Origin of the sequence: Ottowia sp. VDI28, assembly GCF_049532675.1 — a bacterium.
Lineage (GTDB): Bacteria > Pseudomonadota > Gammaproteobacteria > Burkholderiales > Burkholderiaceae_C > Ottowia.
This window is the reverse complement of sequence record NZ_CP149820.1, coordinates 2,703,104-2,721,000: the sequence shown is the minus strand read 5'-3', so window position 1 is coordinate 2,721,000 and position 17,897 is coordinate 2,703,104. Positions and strand designations below refer to the sequence as shown.

Genomic DNA, 17,897 nt, shown 5'->3' with positions numbered 1-17,897 from the left:
GCCTTAAGGAAGTATTGCTATAGCGGCTTCGGCGGTCAGTAGGCGGAATGTGAGTGTTTCTTCGAGGTACAGACGTACGTTCGCTTCGTTGTGGCTCAGGTAGCCAATGGAAAGATCGCGGCCCAGGTGCAGGGAAAAATCACCGCCGCGTGTGGACAGCACATAGGCGCCTTCGATGGCAGGTGCCCAGATGAGGTTTTCGCTGCCGCCCATCAGGCGCTGAATATGGTTGAGCAGGGGGTAGCCGCGATCGCTGGCTTCCTGCACGGCCGTGTAGACGTCGGCGCCCAGCACGGCGATGTAGGGGCCATCCACGCCAGCCAGCTTGAGCTGCTTGAGCGCGGCGGCGATCACATCCGGATACTCTTTGGCCTGACCCGGCAGGGGCAGCACGGGATTGGAGGTGCCTTCGCGGATGCCCTCGATACCGGCAGCGGCGTAACCGAGGAAGATGGCACGGTCTTCCGCATAGGCGAGTTGCTCTGCCGCGCTCTTGGCAGGCTGCCAATCGGAGTCGTCGGCGCCGCGATCGACGTCATCGATGGCTTCGCGCGAGAGTTCAAAAGGCACACGTAATTCCACGATGGGTTTGACGATGCGCTGGCGCGCGATCACGCCTTCCTGTGGTGAAGCGAGCGGCGCGAGATGGCCTGTACCGATCGCAGAGCATTTATCGCCTGCATCGGACACCACTACATCGACGGCCCGGCGGCCAGCAAGGTTGCGGCGGAAAGTGCGGGTCACCTCCTCTTCGATCTGCGCCCAGGCGCTATCGGAGATGGGGGCTAGTTCACGGTGCAGGTTGTTCATTTCGGGGCTCCAGCAGTGGTGAAAAAGGTAGATGCTTCAGGCTTCGAGGGGCGGCGCGGGCAAAGACTCCAACTGCGGCTGCCCCTTGAGCGAGCCAATGGATAGGGTGCCATCACGGGATGGGACGGTTTCAGGGGCTGGCGTTGCGTGTTCTGCCACGACAGGATTGCCATCGGCCAGCGCTTCGAGCATGGCTTGGGAAGGCACGAAGAACAGTGTGCCTGTCATGGCGGTGCTGAAATCCAGCAGGCGATCGTAATTGCCCGGCGGCCGCCCGATGAACATGTTGGTGAGCATGAGCTCGGTGACAGCCGGATCGTTGGCGTAAGCGATGAAGTATGTGCCAAATTCACCGCGAGAAGGATTGGCGAATGGCATGTTGGCACGCAGGATGGCTAGTTCGTTGCCGTCGGCATCTTCCACCACATTGAGCGCCACATGCGAATTGGCTGGCTTGACGTCATCAGCCATCTCGATGTCGTCGTGCTTGGTGCGGCCGATGACGCGCTCCTGCTCTTCGGTGGAGAGACTGTTCCAAGCCTGCATGTTGTGCAGGTACTTCTGCACGATGACGTAGCTGCCACCGGCAAACGCGGCATCTTCCTCGCCAATCACGGTGGCGTCGAATGCTTCGCCGCCCTCCGGGTTTTCGGTGCCGTCGACGAAACCGATCATGCTGCGGGCGTCGAAGTAGCGGAAGCCATGCACCTCATCCACAGGTTGCACGGCACTGCCCAGTGCTTGCATGATCTGAGTGGCCAGCTCGAAGCACATGTCTTCCGTGCGGGCGCGGATGTGAAGCAGCAGGTCGCCTGGGGTGGAGGGAGCGTGGTGCTTGTCGCCGCGCAATTCCTTGAATGGGTGCAAGTGCGCCGGTCTCGGGGAACCAAACAGCCTGTCCCAAGCCTCGGAGCCGATCCCCACCACAAGCTTCAGATCACGCCCAGCCAGACGCTGACCCACGCTGCGGCGCAATCCAGCGGCATTGCCCAGGAAGGCCCGCACGGCTTCTTCGGCTGCCGCGCCTGCCGCGATATCGAGCACGATGAAGTAGGCCGCCACTCCAGGCGATTCGGTCACTGGCTGAGGATCAGGCAAGGAGGAGTTCGAATCGGTCATGGGAAGAAGGAGTTTTGAGGGGATGGCACTGCTTGCCCTTACCCTTCAGCCGGGCGCCCCTGCTCGGCTCACAGAGCGGAAGGGAGAAAGAAACGCAAAAAAACCGAGCACGTTCTTTGTCAGACCTTCCACTTGGCCAGCAGTTTTTCCGGCGACATGCTGTCGTAGGTCTCGAAAGGCTGATGAATCCAAGGGTTGGTGGGCAGATCTTCTACTGCGTAGTCGGCCTTGAAGCTGGAGGAGCCTTTGGTCCAGATGACCGCCGTGCGCAACTCCGTGATGGGCTCGTAGTTGGTTCTCAGCCTATCGACCACTGCCTGCAGCGTCACGCCGGTATCAGCGAGGTCGTCGACCAGCAGCACGCGGCCGGCGATCTGGCCCTTGGGCGTAGTGATGTAGTGTGCGATATCGAGATGGCCTTGCACCTTGCCCGCTTCCGCCCGGTAGCTGCTTGTGGACATGATGGCCAGAGGCACATTGAAGATGCGCGAAAGGATGTCTCCTGGCCGCATGCCGCCACGCGCCAAGCACAAGATAGTGTCGAACTGCCAGCCCGACTGATGCACCTTGATAGCGAGCTTTTCGACCAGGTTGTGATACTCGTCGTAGCTGACGTAAAGATGCTTGCCGTCCTCTGTCAACATCGTGTTGTCCTTGGTTAATATCGGTTATGCATGGTGCCAGAAATCACCAACTGCGCAAGAAACGAAAGAGCCAAACGGCCGCGGAGCAGGCCAGGCGGGGAATGCCGTGGACGGACCTGCGCCGGCCACTGGCGTTGTCCCCCTCCCGCAGAGAGGGGAAGGCGCCGAAGGCGACTCAGGGGGTGGCTCACTTCACCCCGCCAGAAACGGATGCCGCATCATGATGGTGTGATCGCGGTCCGGGCTGGTGGAGATGAGGTGGATCGGCACGCCGGTAGCGTGCGCGATGCGTTCCAGGTACAGGCGCGCATTGACAGGCAGTTTTTTGTAGTCGGTCACGCCCACCGTGCTCTCGCTCCAGCCTTCCATGGTTTCATAGATCGGCTTGCAGCGGGCGATGTCGTCCGCTCCCATCGGGAGGATGTCGATGGTTTCACCATCGAGGTCGTAGCCCACGCAAAGCTGCAACTCCTTGAGGCCGTCGAGCACATCGAGCTTGGTGATACACAGGCCGCTTAACCCGTTCACCTGGGCCGAGCGCTTGAGCAGCGCGGCATCGAACCAGCCGCAACGCCGGCTGCGGCCCGTGGTCACACCCTTTTCGGCGCCGACCGTGCTCATGTGATAGCCGGGCGTGCCGGGGGTTTCCCAATCGAGCTCGGTCGGGAACGGACCGCCGCCCACACGGGTGCAATAGGCCTTGGTGATACCGAGCACATAGTGCAGCATGCCCGGTCCCACGCCCGATCCAGCCGCGGCGTTGCCGGCCACCGTGTTGCTCGAGGTCACGTACGGATAGGTCCCGTGGTCGACGTCGAGCAGAGTGCCCTGGGCGCCTTCGAACAGCAAGTTGGCGCCATGCAGGTGTGCGTCATTCAGCTCGCGCGAGACATCGGCCAGCATGAGGCGGATCTGCTCGGCATGGCGCATGGCCTCTTCGTACACGGGCTCGAACTGCACCGCGCCATCTTTCAGGTAGGGCTTCAGCGCTTCGCCGAACTCCATCTTGGCGGAATCCAGGAAGGTGGTGAGCACGTGATTGTGCAGCGCCAGCAATTCGCGCAGCTTGGCGGCAAAGCGGTCGGGGTGCTTCAGATCCTGGGCACGCAGGGCGCGGCGAGCGATCTTGTCTTCATAGGCAGGGCCGATGCCCCGGCCGGTCGTGCCGATTTTCTCGGCGCCACCGGTGGCGCGCGCCGTTTCACGGGCCACGTCGAGCACGGCATGAAAAGGCAGGATCAGCGGGCAGGCATCGCTGATGCGCAGGCGGTCGCGCACCTGGACACCCGCTTTTTCGAGGCCTTCAATTTCTTCCAGCAGCTTGGCGCACGAAAGCACCACGCCGTTGCCGATGTAGCACTTTACGCCGGGGCGCATGATGCCGCTCGGGATGAGATGCAGCGCGGTCTTGACGCCATTGATGACCAGCGTGTGGCCGGCATTGTGGCCACCCTGGAAGCGGACCACGCCTTGCGCGCTTTCGGTCAGCCAATCGACCAGTTTTCCTTTGCCTTCGTCGCCCCATTGCGAGCCGACGACGACAACGTTACGTCCAGTGGTTTTCATCTTAAGTCCCAATTTACCAAGATTTGCTGCCAGCCCACGGCGAACGGCCCGGCCTGGCTGTTTGATCCGTTATCGCTGAGGCGCGGCTGTCACGCCGTCGGCCATCTGCACTACCCATTTGCCGCCCACCTCGAGCAGTTCGCGGTCGCAAAGGAATTCGTCGATCTCGCTTTCGTCGCCGGGCAATGCGCAAACTACGGTTTCGCCCCGTTGGCGCAGGGCCGCCACGGCCGCGCGCAAGCCCGGTGCGTCGCTCCACGGCGCCCGAATGGCGGTTTTCAGCGGCAGTGGAGACGTGGCTCTCACCAAGCGCTTGAGATCCATGCTGAAGCCCACGGCCGGCCGGTCGCGGTCGAGTTTATGGCCGAAGACAGCGCCCACGCCGTCGTAGCGTCCGCCACGCAGCAAGGCATCGCCCACGCCTTGCGCATAGACCGCGAAGCGTGCGCCGCTGTAATACGAATAGCCGCGCAAATCGGCCAGATCGAACGTGACCTTCACGCCGTCCAGCCGCGAAGCGAGCCATTTCAAATCGGAAATCGCTTCATGCAGCAAGGTGCTTGAACCCAGGCTTTTCTCAGCCTCGAGCAGTACTTTTTCATCGCCATAGAGCTGCACGAGCGTCAGCAACCCGTTGCGCGCGGCCTCGGGAAAGTGGCGCGTGAGCCTTGCGAGCTCGCTCGCGTCCTTGGCAGCCAAGGCGGCATGAACGTCATCCAGCACCGTGCCGTCGACGGGAACGCCGGCCAGCAGGCCTCGTACGATCCGTGCATCGGCCATGTCGATGCTCAGGTTGTCGACGCGTGCGGCGTGCAGGCAATCCAGCGCCAAACTGAGAATTTCGAGGTCCGCCTCGCGCCCGGCGTGGCCATACAGCTCTGCCCCCAACTGCAGCGGTTCGCGCGTATCGTGCGGGCGCTCGGGGCGGGTATGGAGTACGGGGCCGCAGTAGGCGAGGCGCGTAATGCCTTTGCGGCCAAGCAAGTGCGCATCGATGCGAGCGACCTGGGGCGTGGTGTCGGCCCGCACCCCCAGAGACCGGCCCGAGAGCTGATCCACCAGCTTGAAAGTTTGCAGCCCCAGCGCACCCCCGGTCCCGGTCAGCAGCGACTCCAGATGCTCGACCAATGGCGGAATAACCAACTCGTAGCCATAGCCACGGGCGGTATCGAGCAGCAATCGGCGTAGTTCTTCGATGTGCCGGGCCTCGGAAGGCAGAACATCGGCGATGTGATCCGGCAGGAGCCAGGCGGACATGGCTTTTGGGAGGCTGTTAAAAACGTGATTCTACAGGGTTGCGCTGGAGGGAGCGCCTTGAAGGCCGGCTATGTGTGCGGGAGGATGCGCTGTGAAAGCCCCCATCCCAGCCTTCCCCCAGAGGGGGAAGGGGCCAATACCTAAAGGCGCGGGAAGCCTGCTGAAGAGGAAAGGCCCTCACCCTCACCCCAGCCCTCTCCCGCCCACGGGAGAGGGAGCCAGATCAGAAGGCCGCGGAGCAGGCCATTTGAGGGCAGCCGCGGAGCTGGCTTTGCCAGGCCGCTGGCTGCGTCCCCCTGGGGGAAAGCGCGTCAGCGCTTCAGGGGGAGCCTCTTAGTGCGTTAAAGAACTCCGAAGAAGCCGGATCGATCACCAGAACGTCACCCTTCTTGCCAATGCTGGCCTTGTAGGCGTCCAGGCTGCGGTAGAACTCTGCGAACTGGGGGTCCTTGCCAAAGGATTCCGCATAGATACGGTTGGCTTCCGCATCGCCCTCACCACGGATCTTCTGGGCGTCACGATAAGCGTTGGCCACCGTGACTTCGCGTTGGCGATCAGCCGTGGCCCGGATGGTTTCGCCTTCGGCGGCGCCGGTGGAACGCAGCTCGTTGGCTACGCGTTGGCGTTCAGCCTGCATGCGGCGGTACACCGATTCCGTGATGGCTTCCACGTAGTCCGCGCGGGTAATGCGCACGTCGACGATGTCCACGCCCCAGGGCTTCTCGCCCTTGACGGCCTCCAGCACTTCGCGCTTGACGTCAGCCATCAGGGTTTCGCGGCGGGTGGAGATGAGCTCGCGCACGGTCCGGCGGTTGATCTCCTCCTGGAAGGCGTTGCGTACCACCCGGTTGAGCTGCATGGCACCGGCGTTTTCATCGAGACCGACGTTACGGATGTAGGCCCCCGGATCCGTGATGCGCCAGCGCACGTACCAGTCGATCACGACGCGTTGCTTTTCAGCAGTCAGCATCGGCTCGGTGTCGACGCTGTCGAGCGTGAGCAAACGCTTGTCGATGTACGAAACGTTCTGGAACGGTGGCGGCAGCTTGAAATTGAGCCCCGGCTCCGTGATGACTTCCTTGATCTGCCCGAGCGCGTAGACCACGCCGAATTGGCGCTGATCGACCACAAACAGGGTGGAGCTGAGCAATGCCAGCAAAATGATGACGGTGGTGCCGATGAATCCGATCTTGTTCATCTTCTGGCCTTATCTGGATTCACGATCACGGCTGCGGCCGGGATCGCGCGAGCGCGCGTCGATAGCGGGGGGATTCGCCGCAGCGGGTGCGGGCGAGGAACTGTTGGCCGGCGACGTGCTGGACGCCGTTTCGGCGCTGGCAGGAGCGCCAGCCGATTGCATGATCTTGTCGAGAGGCAGGTACATCAGGTTGCCACCGCCGCGGCTGTCGATCAGGACCTTGTTCACGCCGCCGTAGATCTGCTGCATGGCATCCAGGTACATGCGGTTGCGCGTGACTTGCGGCGCCTTCTGGTATTCAGTCAGCACCGAGGCAAAGCGCTGCGAATCACCCTGCGCCTGCGCCACGATACGGGCCTTGTAGGCCTCCGATTCCTGGTTCAGGCGGGCAGCGGTACCGATGGCGCGCGGCACCACGTCGTTGGCGTAAGCCTGAGCTTCGTTCTTGACGCGTTCGCGCTCCTGGCCAGCCTTGAGCACGTCATCGAATGCCGCCTGCACCTGCTCAGGGGGACGCACCCCCTTGCTGCATGTTGACGGCCACCACTTCGACGCCGACCTTGTACCGGTCCAGGATGGTCTGCATGAGCTGGCGTACACGGGGAGCGATCTGGTCGCGCTCTTCGGCCAGGGCCGAATCGAGCTTGATCTTGCCCACGACTTCGCGCACGGCGGATTCGGCGGCCTGCACCACGGCATCATCCGGGTTCTTGCTTTCGAACAGGTAGGCTCGCGCGTCATTCAGGCGGTACTGCACGGCGAACTTGATCTCGACGATGTTCTCGTCTTCGGTCAGCATGGCCGACTCACGCAGGCCGGTGCTCTTGATGATGCTGTCGCGGCCGACATCCACCGAGCGGATCTGCGTGACGCGTACGGTTTCGTGGCGCTGAATGGGATATGGAAGGCGCCAGTTGAAGCCGGCCCCGACGGTGGAATGGTACTTGCCGAACTGTGTAACGACGGCTTGCTGACCTTCCTGGACGATGAAAAAGCCGGTGCCCAGCCAGATCAGCAGCGCAATACCACCTATGACCCCCACGCCCAGGCCGGCACTCTTCATGTCGGGCTGATAGTTGTTGCCGCCACCATTGCCGCCGTTTCCGCGGCCGCCACGTCCGCCGAAAAGGCCGCCCAGCTTGCGATTGAAATCGCGCCAGAGCTCGTCCAGATCGGGTGGGCCCTGGTTAGGGCCGCGCCCCCCTCCGTTGCCGCCACCTCCGCCGCCGCTGCGGGGCGGCTGCTGAGGGCGTTGCGGCGCATGGCCGGAATCGTCTTCCGGAGGGCGCTGTCCATCCTGGCTGTTGGACGAGCCTTCGTCTCGCCCCCAGCGTTGGTCATTCAAATTGAACATGCCCTGCAAACGCCCCGGCCAGGAGGCAGGGCGCAGGGAGCTGTAGCGGTCTTTCATTCGTCGACGTCTCGGCTGTGCATGGTGTAATTGTGCCCAATCGCAAGAGAGCTTCCGCCAGAACCGCCTTTAGTGGCGGTTTCAGCAGGGATTTCATCCTCTTGGCGATCACCCTGGGTTTCGCGCGAAGCCAACGCCCTGCGAGCCAATTCGGCCCTCAGCAGCGGCAGCCCTTCCCCGACTTTGCACTGACGAACACGCGCGCCAAGGGGCGCCCGCCAACGTCCATGACGTCTTGCAGGGCGAGCGGATGGCGCGCGTTATCGAGTGCATCCAGCTTGTTGAACACCAGCAATTGGGGAACATCCCCCGCGCCGATTTCCTGCAGCACGCGCTGCACTTCGGCCATCTGCTCGTGGTAGCCAGGATTGGATGAGTCGACCACATGGAGCAGGAGATCGGCATCGACCGCTTCCTGCAAAGTGGCCTGGAATGCATCGATCAGCCCGTGCGGCAGATCACGAATGAACCCGACTGTGTCGGAAAGCGATACCGAGCAGCCAGCCTCGCCCAGATAAAGCTGGCGGGTGGTGGTGTCGAGCGTCGCGAAGAGTTGGTCAGCCGCATAGGCACGTGCCTTGACCAAGGCATTGAACAAGGTCGATTTGCCAGCGTTGGTATAGCCCACCAGGGAAATATTGAAGGCTCCCTGGCGCTCGCGCTGCCGCCGCTGGGTCTGGCGCTGGCGCTTGACCTTGACGAGGCGATCCTTGGTACGCTTGATGGCTTCGCCGATCATGCGGCGATCCAGCTCGATCTGTGTTTCCCCGGGACCGCCACGGGTACCGATGCCGCCCCGCTGGCGTTCCAAGTGGCTCCAGCGACGCACCAAGCGCGTGCTGAGATACTGCAGGCGTGCCAGCTCGACTTGCAGCTTCCCTTCGTGGCTGCGTGCACGCTGGGCGAAAATTTCGAGAATCAGCAGGGTGCGGTCGTTGACCGGCAGGCCTATGACACGCTCCAGATTGCGCTGTTGCACCGGGCTCAAGGCCTGGTCAAACACTACTTCCTCAGCTCCTTGCTCGGAGGCGAGCACGCGGATTTCCTCGGCCTTGCCGCTGCCAACGAACAGGGCAGCATCAGGCGCCTTCCGCCGGCAGGTCAGACGGGCTACCGGCTGCAAGCCAGCGGTTTCGGCCAGCAAGCCGAGTTCCTCCAGCTCCCCATCGAAATGCGGCGCACCAAGATCCACCCCCACCAGCACGGCGGCGGCACGTTCGGATTGATCAGTGTTTGCCAAAGCGAGCGGGAATCAGTCTGAAGGTGGCTTGTGGAATGGGCGAAATGTATTCGTTCCCGGGACAAGGCGCCAAGTTACCCTTGACCTCCTTGCCGCCCTTGAAGAACGGGCCGGGTACAACCCGGCCCTGGGAGCACTCAAAAGTACTCAGTGTAACGAGGGAGCGCGCGGAGGCGCTCCATCCGGCGTTCAATCTCAATTGGAGGTCGAATCCGGGTTGTCGGCATTGACCGAGAAGTTCACTGCGCGGCCAGGAACAATGGTCGAGATGGCATGTTTGTAGACCATTTGTGTCACCGTATTGCGCAGCAGCACGACGTATTGATCGAAAGATTCGATCTGACCCTGAAGCTTGATACCGTTGACCAGGTAAATGGACACCGGCACATGCTCGCGGCGCAGGGCATTGAGGAAGGGGTCTTGTAGAAGTTGCCCTTTGTTGCTCACGATATTCTCCGTGTTCAAGAATGTGTTGGAAGAGGGGATGGAACTTACCACATGGGGACGGTAAAACCCATCACAAGAGAGTAACTGGCACACATTCGTGCCGATTGGCGAATCCGGCCTACAAATTTGTCAGACGGACGGCTATAGGAACATCGAGGCTTCTTGAAGACTGCCTGGCTCCCTTCTTGCGAAAGGCTGGGGTGAGAGTAAGCGGCGCTTGCGAGGTGGAACTGCCGCCCTGCCCTGCCTTTCCGCGAGAGGAAAAACATGAGCCCAAGCTGGCATGGCGCCAAGTGCACATCTCGGCATTCAACCTCTATTCAAGCACAGGTGGCTAAACAATAGCCACCCCGCACGACACAAGGGCTGCTTACCCTCACCCCAACCCTCTCCCGCGAGCGGAAGAGGGAGCCAAACGGCCCACAAAAGACCGCGAATGCATCTTATGACTCTTTTTCGGCGTAAGGGTTCCGCGCTGTTTTCATTTCTACCCGCAATGGCGTGCCGGTAAGGTCAAAAGCCTTCCGGAAACGGCCTTCCAGATAGCGCCTGTAGGCATCTGTGATGCCTTCGAGCGAGTTCCCGTGCACGACGATCACTGGGGGGTTCATGCCGCCCTGGTGGGCATAGCGAAGCTTGGGACGGAACATGCCGCTGCGTTTGGGCGCCTGGAATTGCACAGCCTCCAACAGCAGACGCGTCAGCTGCGGCGTGGGCATCTTTCTCGTGGCAGCCTGGTAGGCCTTGGCAATGGAGCCCCACAATGGGCCAATGCCCTGGCGTTTCTTTGCCGAAATGAAATGCAGTTCCGCGAACTTCATGAACGGCAGGCGAGACTCGATGGAGCGCTGCACAAGCTCGCGCTGATAGCCATCGACCGCGTCCCATTTGTTGATGGCCAGCACCACGGCACGGCCTGCTTCGAGTACGAAGCCTGCAATGTGCGCATCCTGGTCGGTGACGCCTTGTTCGGCATCCAGGAGCAGCAGCACTACATTGGCAGATTCGATGGCCTGCAGTGTCTTGACGACCGAGAACTTCTCGATCGCCTCGAATACCTTGCCTTTACGGCGCAGGCCGGCAGTGTCGATCAGCTCGAACTGCTTTCCTCCCCGCTCGAAAGGCACCGTGATGGCATCGCGCGTCGTGCCCGGCATATCGAATGCGACCAGGCGCTCCTCACCCAGCCACGTGTTGATGAGGGTGGATTTACCGACATTGGGCCGGCCAGCCACTGCCAGGCGGATAGGGGCGTTTTCGTCAGGTTCGGCGTCTTCCTCGGGTTCGGGCAGGTTCAGGGTGTCGAGCGCCGCCTCCAGCATGCTGCGGACACCTTGGCCATGGGCGGCGGAAACCGGCAGCACATCACCGAGGCCCAATTCATAGAACTCGGCCAACTGCGCGCCCTCGCGCATGCCTTCTGCCTTGTTGGCCACCAGCAGGCACGGCTTGCCCAGGCGGCGCAGGTAGTTGGCGATGTCGTGGTCCTGCGCCGACAGACCGGCACGGGCATCGACGACGAAGACGACGACATCGGCTTCGGCGACGGCCTGCCGGGTCTGCTTGGCCATCTCCTTGAAGATGCCGGTTTCGGCATCGGGTTCGAAGCCTCCGGTGTCGATGACGATGTATTCATGCTTGCCAAGGCGGCCTTGGCCATAGTGACGATCACGCGTAAGCCCCGCGAAATCGGCCACGATGGCATCGCGGCTCTTGGTCAGCCGGTTGAAGAGTGTGGATTTACCGACGTTGGGCCGGCCCACAATAGCAATAACAGGTTTCATGGGAATAGCTCTCGAACTTCAGTGACCAAAGATACGCCGCTTGCCCTCACCCCAGCCCTCTCCCAGAGGGAGAGGGAGTCAAAAACAGAAGGCCGCGGAGCAGGCCACACCAGGGCACCCGCGGAGCTGGCTCCGTCAGGCCGCTGGGTGCGTCCCCCTGGGGGGAAGGCGCGTAAGCGCCTCAGGGGGAGCTCATTCAGGCACAAAACCGTATACGCCGCCGGAGTGGGTCACAACAACCAGCGTGTCGGCGGCGGCCACCGGAGTAGCGGCCACACCGGAGGAGTCTGTGTTCAAACGGTTGAGCGGGCTGCCATTTTCGCGCGAAAGCATATGCACCAAGCCAGTGCTGTCGCCCACGATGACCGAGCGGCCCAATACGAGGGGACCCGTCAATACACGCCACTGCAGCCGCTCGTTGATCCAGGCGCGCTCGCCGCTGGCGACACGCCACGCCATGACCTTGCCATCGGCTTCGGCGCCGAAGAGCATGTTGTCATCGCCGGCCACGCCAGTGGCACCATTGGCTGGCTTGGTCCAGCGCACGCTGCCCTTGGCGGTGTCGACGCAACCCACGGCCGTCTGGAAAGCGCGCGCGCAGACCTCCGTACCCTGACGGTTGACAACGCCCACCAGGTCGATCAGCCGCTCGACGTCATTGGTGCCGCGCGAAGCCGCCACGGGGGCCTCCCAGCGCACACTGCCAGAATCAGGATCGATCCCCACCATGCGGCCAGCCAGGCCGGCCACCAGAGTGTCGCCCACCGCAAGCAGCACGCCGGCCTGCCGGAGCACCAGAGGCTCAGCCGGGCGTGTCACCCGCCACAGCAAGGCCCCACTTTGGCCATCGAGCGCGGTCAGCGACCGATCGGCCCCCAGCACGAAAACGCGGCCACCTGCCACCAGAGGCGCGGTATAGCTTTGCGAAGCCAGTTTGTGGCGCCACAGCTCTTTTCCGCCTTCAAACGCCACCACGCGATTGGTGCGCGTGACCACGGCACTGACACGGCCATCGCTGCCGACGCCGGCTGCCAAAGGTTCGCCAGCACTGGCCCGGGACAGCTCGCGCCCACTCGCGGCATCGAGTGTGAGCACGGTACCGTCATCGCCTGCCAGCGCCACCTGATTGCCACGCACGCTGACCTGCAGAGGGAAACTGACCGCTGGCATCTTGGCCGACCAAGCCTGACGCACACCTATCAAGGCGACGTTGGCCGGCAGCTCAGCAGGCTTGGGCCTCGGCGAGCCCGCGGCGCAACCAGCCAGAACGGCGGCCACCAACAACGAGCCCACCAAGGGCAGCATCCGGGTACGCGGGAAACGAGGGGTATTCATCATGCAGCGCCTTTTGCCTTGCCTGCTTCTGGGTCGATGCCCAGCGAATTGAGTTTGATACCGACCAGACGGCGGTATTCGCCGCCGGTTTTCTCGAGGCCCTGATAGGCCTTGCCGAACTCGGCGGCCGCCTCGGCGCGCTTGCCCTGCAGCAGGAACACATCGCCGCGCCGGTCTGCGGCCAGGGCCACAAATTCAGACGGGAAGCTGCCGGTCAATTGCTTGAGCGCTTCGTCATAGGCTTTCTCACCGGTCAGCATGGAAGCCAGGCGCAAGCGCGCGACCGCCTTGAGGCCGTCATCGGAGCCCTTCTCGGCCACCCAGGCCAGCGCAGCCTTGGCTTCCGCCAGCTTGCCTTTCTCTGACAGCGCCTTCGCAGCTTCCAGCGCGCCCTGGGTGGCATAGGTGGTGCTGCCGAACTTTTCCTTCATGTCGGCCAACGCGCGTTCGATGCGGGCAGGATCGCCGGAATTGATCGAGCGTTCCAGCTCGTCGTGCATCAGGGCAGCCTGCGAGGCTTGTGAACGCTGCCAATATTGCCACCCGTTGTAGGCAGCATAGGCACCGAGGATGGCAATCAACACCCAAGTGATGAGGTTGCCCCATTGCTGCCAGAAGTGCTTGATCGCATCGATCTGCTCTTGTTCTTCCAGGTCGAGATGTGTGGCCATGTGTTCGTAATCCGATTCAAGCGGTGGATTTTAGGGTGTTCGCCCAGATAGCAGGCTCTGCAAGCGGTTGGCGCTGCTGCGTACCGGCACCGTCGCGCAGGGATTTCACGGTGGCTTCGCCCGCGGCCAGCTCGTCAGCGCCGAAGATCAGCGCGAAACGCGCGCCACTGGCATCGGCCTTTTTGAACTGGCTTTTCATGCTGCCCATGCCTTCCCCTGTGCCGGCGTGCATCTGCACGGCAACGCCTGCGGTCCGCAGCGCCTGCAGGCACCGCATGGCAGCAGGAAGCGCGGCCACGTCGGGAATGATCGCATAGGCGTCGGGCACGGGTTCGGGCGATTGCACGCCCTCTTCTTTCAGCAGCTCGAGCACGCGCTCGACACCCAGTGCCCAACCGACCGCTGGCGCAGGCTTTCCGCCAATTTCCTCGATCAGGTAGTCATAGCGGCCGCCGCCGCAAATGGTGCCCTGGGAGCCCAGGCTTTCAGTCACGAATTCAAACACCGTGAGGTTGTAGTAGTCCAGACCGCGCACCAGCCGCGGATTGATGCTGTAGCCGATACCATTGGCCTGCAGGATGGCCTGCACGGCTTCGAAGTGCTTCAGCGAGGCTTCGCCCAGGTATTCCATCAGCTTGGGCGCATTGTCGACCAGCGTCTGCATTTCGGGGTTCTTGGTGTCGAGAATGCGCAGCGGATTGGTATGCAGGCGGCGGCGGGCGTCCTCGTCGAGTTGCTCGGCATGGGCTTCGAAGTAGGCGATCAGGGCCGCACGGTGCTCGCGGCGCTCATTCGGCTGGCCGAGGCTGTTGAGCTCCAGGCGCCAGTTCTTGATGCCCAGTTCGCTCCAGAGTTGGGTGGCCAGCAGAATGAGTTCGGCGTCGACCTCCGGCCCGCCGAAGCCCAGCGCCTCAGCCCCGATCTGGTGAAACTGCCGGTAGCGGCCGCGCTGGGGTCTCTCGCGGCGGAACATGGGTCCCATGTAATAGAGCCGCTTGCCGCCTTCATAGAGAAAATTGTGCTCGCTGACCGCCCGCACCACGCCTGCCGTGGACTCGGGCCGGAGGGTCAGGTGCTCGGCATCGCCATGCTTGTCGGCCCGATCCTGGAAGGAGTACATCTCCTTCTCGACGATATCGGTGACTTCGCCCAGCCCGCGCGTGAAAAGATGCGTGTGCTCCATGATCGGTGTGCGGATGTTCCGATAGGCGTTGCGCGCCATCACCCCTCGCACGATCTCCTCCAGCCACTCCCAGCGGGCCGACTCGGGCGGCAGGATGTCGTTCATGCCCTTGACGGCGGTGATCTTCTTTTCTTTTGACACGGAGAAAGTAGCCTTTCGCGGCGGGAGCCGCTCCTACACTGAAATCTGACTGGAGGAGGTTAAACGGGAAGTTTCTCGCCAAAGCGCTCTGCAATGTAGCGCTCGACAATGGCATGAAACTCGGTGGCGATGTTCTCGCCGCGCAGCGTCATCGCCTTTTCGCCGTCGATGAACACGGGTGCCGCAGGCGCTTCACCGGTTCCCGGCAGGCTGATACCGATATCGGCATGCTTGCTTTCGCCGGGACCGTTGACGATACAGCCCATCACCGCCACCTTGAGTTTCTCTACCCCGGGGTACTGGCTGCGCCATACCGGCATCTGGGCGCGCAGATAGTCGTCGATCTGCTTGGCCAATTCCTGGAAGGTGGTGCTGGTGGTCCGCCCACAGCCAGGACACGCGGTCACGCTGGGAACGAAAACGCGCAAGCCCAGCGCCTGCAGGATCTCGGAGGCGATCACCACCTCCTGGGTACGCGCCTCGCCGGGCTGGGGAGTCAGGCTCACACGGATAGTGTCGCCAATGCCTTCCTGCAGCAGGATAGCCAGCGCGGTAGTCGACGCGACGGTGCCGCGAGTACCCATGCCGGCTTCCGTGAGGCCCAGGTGCAGCGGGTAGTCGCAACGGCGCGCCAACTCGCGGTATACCGCGATCAGATCCTGCACGCCGCTCACCTTGCAGCTGAGAATGACCTGGTCCGGGCTCATGCCGAGATCAACAGCGGCCCGTGCCGATTCAATGGCGGAGGTGATGAGCGCTTCATACATCACTTGCCGCGCCTCCCAAGGCGCGGCGCGCTGATTATTGGCGTCCATCAGGCTGGCCAGCAACTCCTGATCCAGGCTGCCCCAGTTCACGCCGATGCGCACCGGCTTGTTCCATTTGAGGGCAGCCTCGATCATCTGGCCGAACTGGCGGTCCTTCTTGGCGCCCTTGCCCACGTTGCCAGGGTTGATCCGGTATTTACTGAGCGCGTCGGCGCAGGCGGGATACTCGGTGAGCAGCCGGTGGCCGTTGTAGTGGAAATCGCCGATCAGCGGCACGTCAACACCCATGCGATCAAGCTGCTCGCGAATGTAGGGCACTTGCTTCGCCGCTTCAGGCGTATTGACGGTGATGCGCACCATCTCGCTGCCGGCCAGCGCAAGCTCCTTGCATTGGATGGCAGTGCCGATGGCATCGACGGTGTCTGTGTTGGTCATGGACTGCACCCGCACCGGCGCGCCACCGCCCACGGTAACGATGCGGTTACCCCAGGCCACGCGTGCCTGACGCGTACGGCGCTGCGCCGGATTGGCCAGCTCGATCGGCTCAGAACCTGGTGGCAGCGAATTTGGCAATGAATCGGAGTGACCCATCAACGCACCTCATTGAACTTGAAAGCGTGCCACATTGGAGCGACTTATCGGTTTCAGATCGAAAGGCTTTCCACGCACTTTCACCGTGACGGCATCCTTGCGCCCAATGGTGACACTCAGCGGCAAGATTCCGGTGGCGCTCACGACTTCCCCGGCGGCGAGGGCACGATTGATGACCTGCTTGCCCGCAGCATCCCGCACCGTGACCCAGGTCTCGGCGGAGGCTGTAATGACCATAAGCTGATCCGCGGATTCACCCGCGGAGGCCGGTGCGGACGGTACCGCGGCAGATGCCTGCCCGGCTGGCGCGGCCGCCAAAGGCGATTCTGCCGCAGCCCCTGATCCGGCGGTGGCGGGCGGCGGCGCGGTGGGTTCCACAGCTTCCACGGGCGGCCCCGGGGTTACGTTTTCACTCACGATGCCGTCGGCATTGATCGTAGGCGAAGGCGCGCCAAGCTGGATGGGCAGCGTGGGCAGCAACCAGAGCAGCGCCGCGCCGACAAGCAGCAGGCCCACGACGATTATCAATGGCTTGGACGGCCCGCTGGCCAGCATGGAGCGCGGACGGTCACCCGCGCTACGGAATGATTGGTTGAGCTCGGATTCCTGCGTACGCAGGCGATGGCCGGCCACCGGCATGCGGGCCAGCACTGGCGCCGAATCCACACCGAAAGCACGGCAAATGGCGGCGGCCAGCCCGCGCGCGAAGGTGATGTCCGGAAGCTCATCCAGGCGATCGGATTCGAGCGCCTCCAGCTTCTGCTGCGGCACCTTGAGCACGCTGGCCAGCACAGCTGCATGGACTCCTGCGGCCTCACGCATCTGCCGGAGCATGGCGCCGGCAGATACTTCGGGGTAGGCTGCGCCTGCCGCAGCGGCGGGTGCTTCATGATCAGCGGCAGTGCCGGGCGTGGATTCGTTTTCAGTCATCAAAAGATCCCCGTTCGTAGGACTGCAACTCACGCGACTGGGGAAAGCGCCGGCTGAGTTGCGAGGCCAACTGCTGCATGGCCTGGGTGTTGTTCATTCGCCGCTCCACCTTGATGCCAAGCCACAGCGATTCGGCATTCGCCTTGTCGCTGTTGTTCAGGCGCCGGATGTAGAACTGCGCGCGCGGATAGTCGCCGCGCTGATACAAAAGCTGCGAAAGGTTGTAGCCCGTGACCGGATTGCCCGCATCCATCTCGTAGGAGCGCATCAGCGTGGCCTCGGCCTTGGTGCGGTCACCTGCGCGCACCTCGCAGATACCTTGTGTCATCAACGTGCGTGCGCGGCCAGAATAGGTAGGAACGGCCAAGGCGCGCTCGAACGACTGCACCGCCTCGGCGTAGCGGCGCTCTTCGCACTGCAGCCAGCCCAGGTTGTGCAAGGCATTGGCGTCACGCGGGTTGAGGCTGATGGCACGCTGGAACTGGGTTTCGGCGACTTGCCTGTCGCCCAGAGCCATGTAGATCATGCCGCCGAGATTATGGGCATCGCCAAAGTTTGGGTCGATCTGCACCACTTTCTTGAATTCATCGAGCGCGATGGCATACTGGCCGTTCTCGAAATAGCCCACGGCCAATGCCATGCGCGTACGCGCACGGCGGTCAATCCCGTTGTCGTCGGAGGCGGCCTGACTGTCGCCAGACGATTCGGCGCCAGTGCCGCCTGAACTGGCACACGCTGCCAGCCCCCTACTGCGCCCACCAGAGCCAGCAGGCTCAGCGCACGCGCCGCGGCCACAGCGAAAT

General features: G+C 62.7%; 14 protein-coding genes and 2 pseudogenes. All 16 read right to left on the bottom strand.

What is annotated here, in order from left to right; all coding sequences use genetic code 11:
• Nucleotides 1–3 precede the first annotated feature (3 nt).
• Nucleotides 4–810 carry a family 1 encapsulin nanocompartment shell protein gene (locus tag WJU18_RS13030; RefSeq protein ID WP_423460464.1) on the bottom strand — a complete coding sequence of 269 codons (807 nt, stop codon included), beginning with the start codon at nt 808–810 and terminating at the stop codon, nt 4–6.
• A gap of 36 nt (nt 811–846) precedes the next feature.
• On the bottom strand, nt 847–1,929 hold the full coding sequence (locus WJU18_RS13025) for a Dyp-type peroxidase (RefSeq protein WP_423460463.1): 1,083 nt from the start codon (nt 1,927–1,929) through the stop codon (nt 847–849).
• Nucleotides 1,930–2,048: 119 nt separating this feature from the next.
• Nucleotides 2,049–2,573 (bottom strand): phosphoribosyltransferase, encoded by a 525-nt coding sequence (locus WJU18_RS13020; protein ID WP_423460462.1) that lies wholly within the window; start codon nt 2,571–2,573, stop codon nt 2,049–2,051.
• A 192-nt stretch (nt 2,574–2,765) separates the two neighbouring features.
• Nucleotides 2,766–4,139, bottom strand: coding sequence for an adenylosuccinate synthase (locus tag WJU18_RS13015; RefSeq protein WP_423460461.1), 1,374 nt, complete (start codon nt 4,137–4,139; stop codon nt 2,766–2,768).
• Between the two features lie 69 nt (nt 4,140–4,208).
• On the bottom strand, nt 4,209–5,396 hold the full coding sequence (locus tag WJU18_RS13010; protein WP_423460460.1) for an ATP phosphoribosyltransferase regulatory subunit: 1,188 nt from the start codon (nt 5,394–5,396) through the stop codon (nt 4,209–4,211).
• A 319-nt stretch (nt 5,397–5,715) separates the two neighbouring features.
• A complete protein-coding gene (hflC, locus tag WJU18_RS13005; RefSeq protein ID WP_423460459.1) occupies nt 5,716–6,594 on the bottom strand; it encodes a protease modulator HflC in 879 nt (292 codons plus the stop codon).
• A 9-nt stretch (nt 6,595–6,603) separates the two neighbouring features.
• Nucleotides 6,604–8,005 (bottom strand): annotated as a pseudogene (gene hflK, locus WJU18_RS13000) (FtsH protease activity modulator HflK).
• Nucleotides 8,002–9,209 (bottom strand): annotated as a pseudogene (gene hflX / locus WJU18_RS12995) (GTPase HflX). The pseudogenes hflK and hflX overlap by 4 nt, the downstream one beginning before the upstream one ends.
• A 231-nt stretch (nt 9,210–9,440) precedes the next feature.
• Nucleotides 9,441–9,692, bottom strand: coding sequence for an RNA chaperone Hfq (gene hfq, locus WJU18_RS12990; RefSeq protein WP_423460458.1), 252 nt, complete (start codon nt 9,690–9,692; stop codon nt 9,441–9,443).
• A 443-nt stretch (nt 9,693–10,135) separates the two neighbouring features.
• Entirely contained in the window at nt 10,136–11,476 is a 1,341-nt protein-coding gene (gene der, locus WJU18_RS12985) for a ribosome biogenesis GTPase Der (protein ID WP_423460457.1), read from the bottom strand.
• 192 nt (nt 11,477–11,668) lie between these two features.
• Nucleotides 11,669–12,811: an outer membrane protein assembly factor BamB gene (gene bamB, locus WJU18_RS12980; RefSeq protein WP_423460987.1), complete on the bottom strand. Its 1,143-nt coding sequence runs from the start codon at nt 12,809–12,811 to the stop codon at nt 11,669–11,671.
• Complete coding sequence (locus WJU18_RS12975; protein WP_423460456.1) at nt 12,811–13,482, bottom strand: YfgM family protein; 672 nt, start codon at nt 13,480–13,482, stop codon at nt 12,811–12,813. Before WJU18_RS12975 ends, bamB begins: the two co-directional genes overlap by 1 nt.
• Before the next feature lie 16 nt (nt 13,483–13,498).
• Complete coding sequence (gene hisS, locus WJU18_RS12970; RefSeq protein ID WP_423460986.1) at nt 13,499–14,770, bottom strand: histidine--tRNA ligase; 1,272 nt, start codon at nt 14,768–14,770, stop codon at nt 13,499–13,501.
• Between the two features lie 95 nt (nt 14,771–14,865).
• Nucleotides 14,866–16,164 (bottom strand): flavodoxin-dependent (E)-4-hydroxy-3-methylbut-2-enyl-diphosphate synthase, encoded by a 1,299-nt coding sequence (gene ispG, locus WJU18_RS12965; RefSeq protein WP_423460455.1) that lies wholly within the window; start codon nt 16,162–16,164, stop codon nt 14,866–14,868.
• Between the two features lie 9 nt (nt 16,165–16,173).
• On the bottom strand, nt 16,174–17,094 hold the full coding sequence (locus WJU18_RS12960) for a helix-turn-helix domain-containing protein (protein ID WP_423460454.1): 921 nt from the start codon (nt 17,092–17,094) through the stop codon (nt 16,174–16,176).
• The gene (pilW, locus tag WJU18_RS12955; protein ID WP_423460985.1) at nt 17,087–17,836 is read right to left on the bottom strand and encodes a type IV pilus biogenesis/stability protein PilW; all 750 of its coding nucleotides are present in this window, start codon (nt 17,834–17,836) and stop codon (nt 17,087–17,089) included. The genes WJU18_RS12960 and pilW overlap by 8 nt, the downstream gene beginning before the upstream one ends.
• Nucleotides 17,837–17,897 lie beyond the last annotated feature (61 nt).

What these genes read in the sequence shown, in the direction of transcription:
- hisS (WP_423460986.1), bottom strand. Translation starts at nt 14,770, where the DNA reads ATGAACGACATCCTGCCGCCCGAGTCGGCCCGCTGGGAGTGGCTGGAG.
- der (WP_423460457.1), bottom strand. Translation starts at nt 11,476, where the DNA reads ATGAAACCTGTTATTGCTATTGTGGGCCGGCCCAACGTCGGTAAATCC.
- WJU18_RS13025 (WP_423460463.1), bottom strand. Translation starts at nt 1,929, where the DNA reads ATGACCGATTCGAACTCCTCCTTGCCTGATCCTCAGCCAGTGACCGAA.
- WJU18_RS12975 (WP_423460456.1), bottom strand. Translation starts at nt 13,482, where the DNA reads ATGGCCACACATCTCGACCTGGAAGAACAAGAGCAGATCGATGCGATC.
- WJU18_RS13020 (WP_423460462.1), bottom strand. Translation starts at nt 2,573, where the DNA reads ATGTTGACAGAGGACGGCAAGCATCTTTACGTCAGCTACGACGAGTAT.
- WJU18_RS12960 (WP_423460454.1), bottom strand. Translation starts at nt 17,094, where the DNA reads ATGACTGAAAACGAATCCACGCCCGGCACTGCCGCTGATCATGAAGCA.
- ispG (WP_423460455.1), bottom strand. Translation starts at nt 16,164, where the DNA reads ATGGGTCACTCCGATTCATTGCCAAATTCGCTGCCACCAGGTTCTGAG.
- WJU18_RS13010 (WP_423460460.1), bottom strand. Translation starts at nt 5,396, where the DNA reads ATGTCCGCCTGGCTCCTGCCGGATCACATCGCCGATGTTCTGCCTTCC.
- bamB (WP_423460987.1), bottom strand. Translation starts at nt 12,811, where the DNA reads ATGAATACCCCTCGTTTCCCGCGTACCCGGATGCTGCCCTTGGTGGGC.
- hflC (WP_423460459.1), bottom strand. Translation starts at nt 6,594, where the DNA reads ATGAACAAGATCGGATTCATCGGCACCACCGTCATCATTTTGCTGGCA.
- WJU18_RS13015 (WP_423460461.1), bottom strand. Translation starts at nt 4,139, where the DNA reads ATGAAAACCACTGGACGTAACGTTGTCGTCGTCGGCTCGCAATGGGGC.
- WJU18_RS13030 (WP_423460464.1), bottom strand. Translation starts at nt 810, where the DNA reads ATGAACAACCTGCACCGTGAACTAGCCCCCATCTCCGATAGCGCCTGG.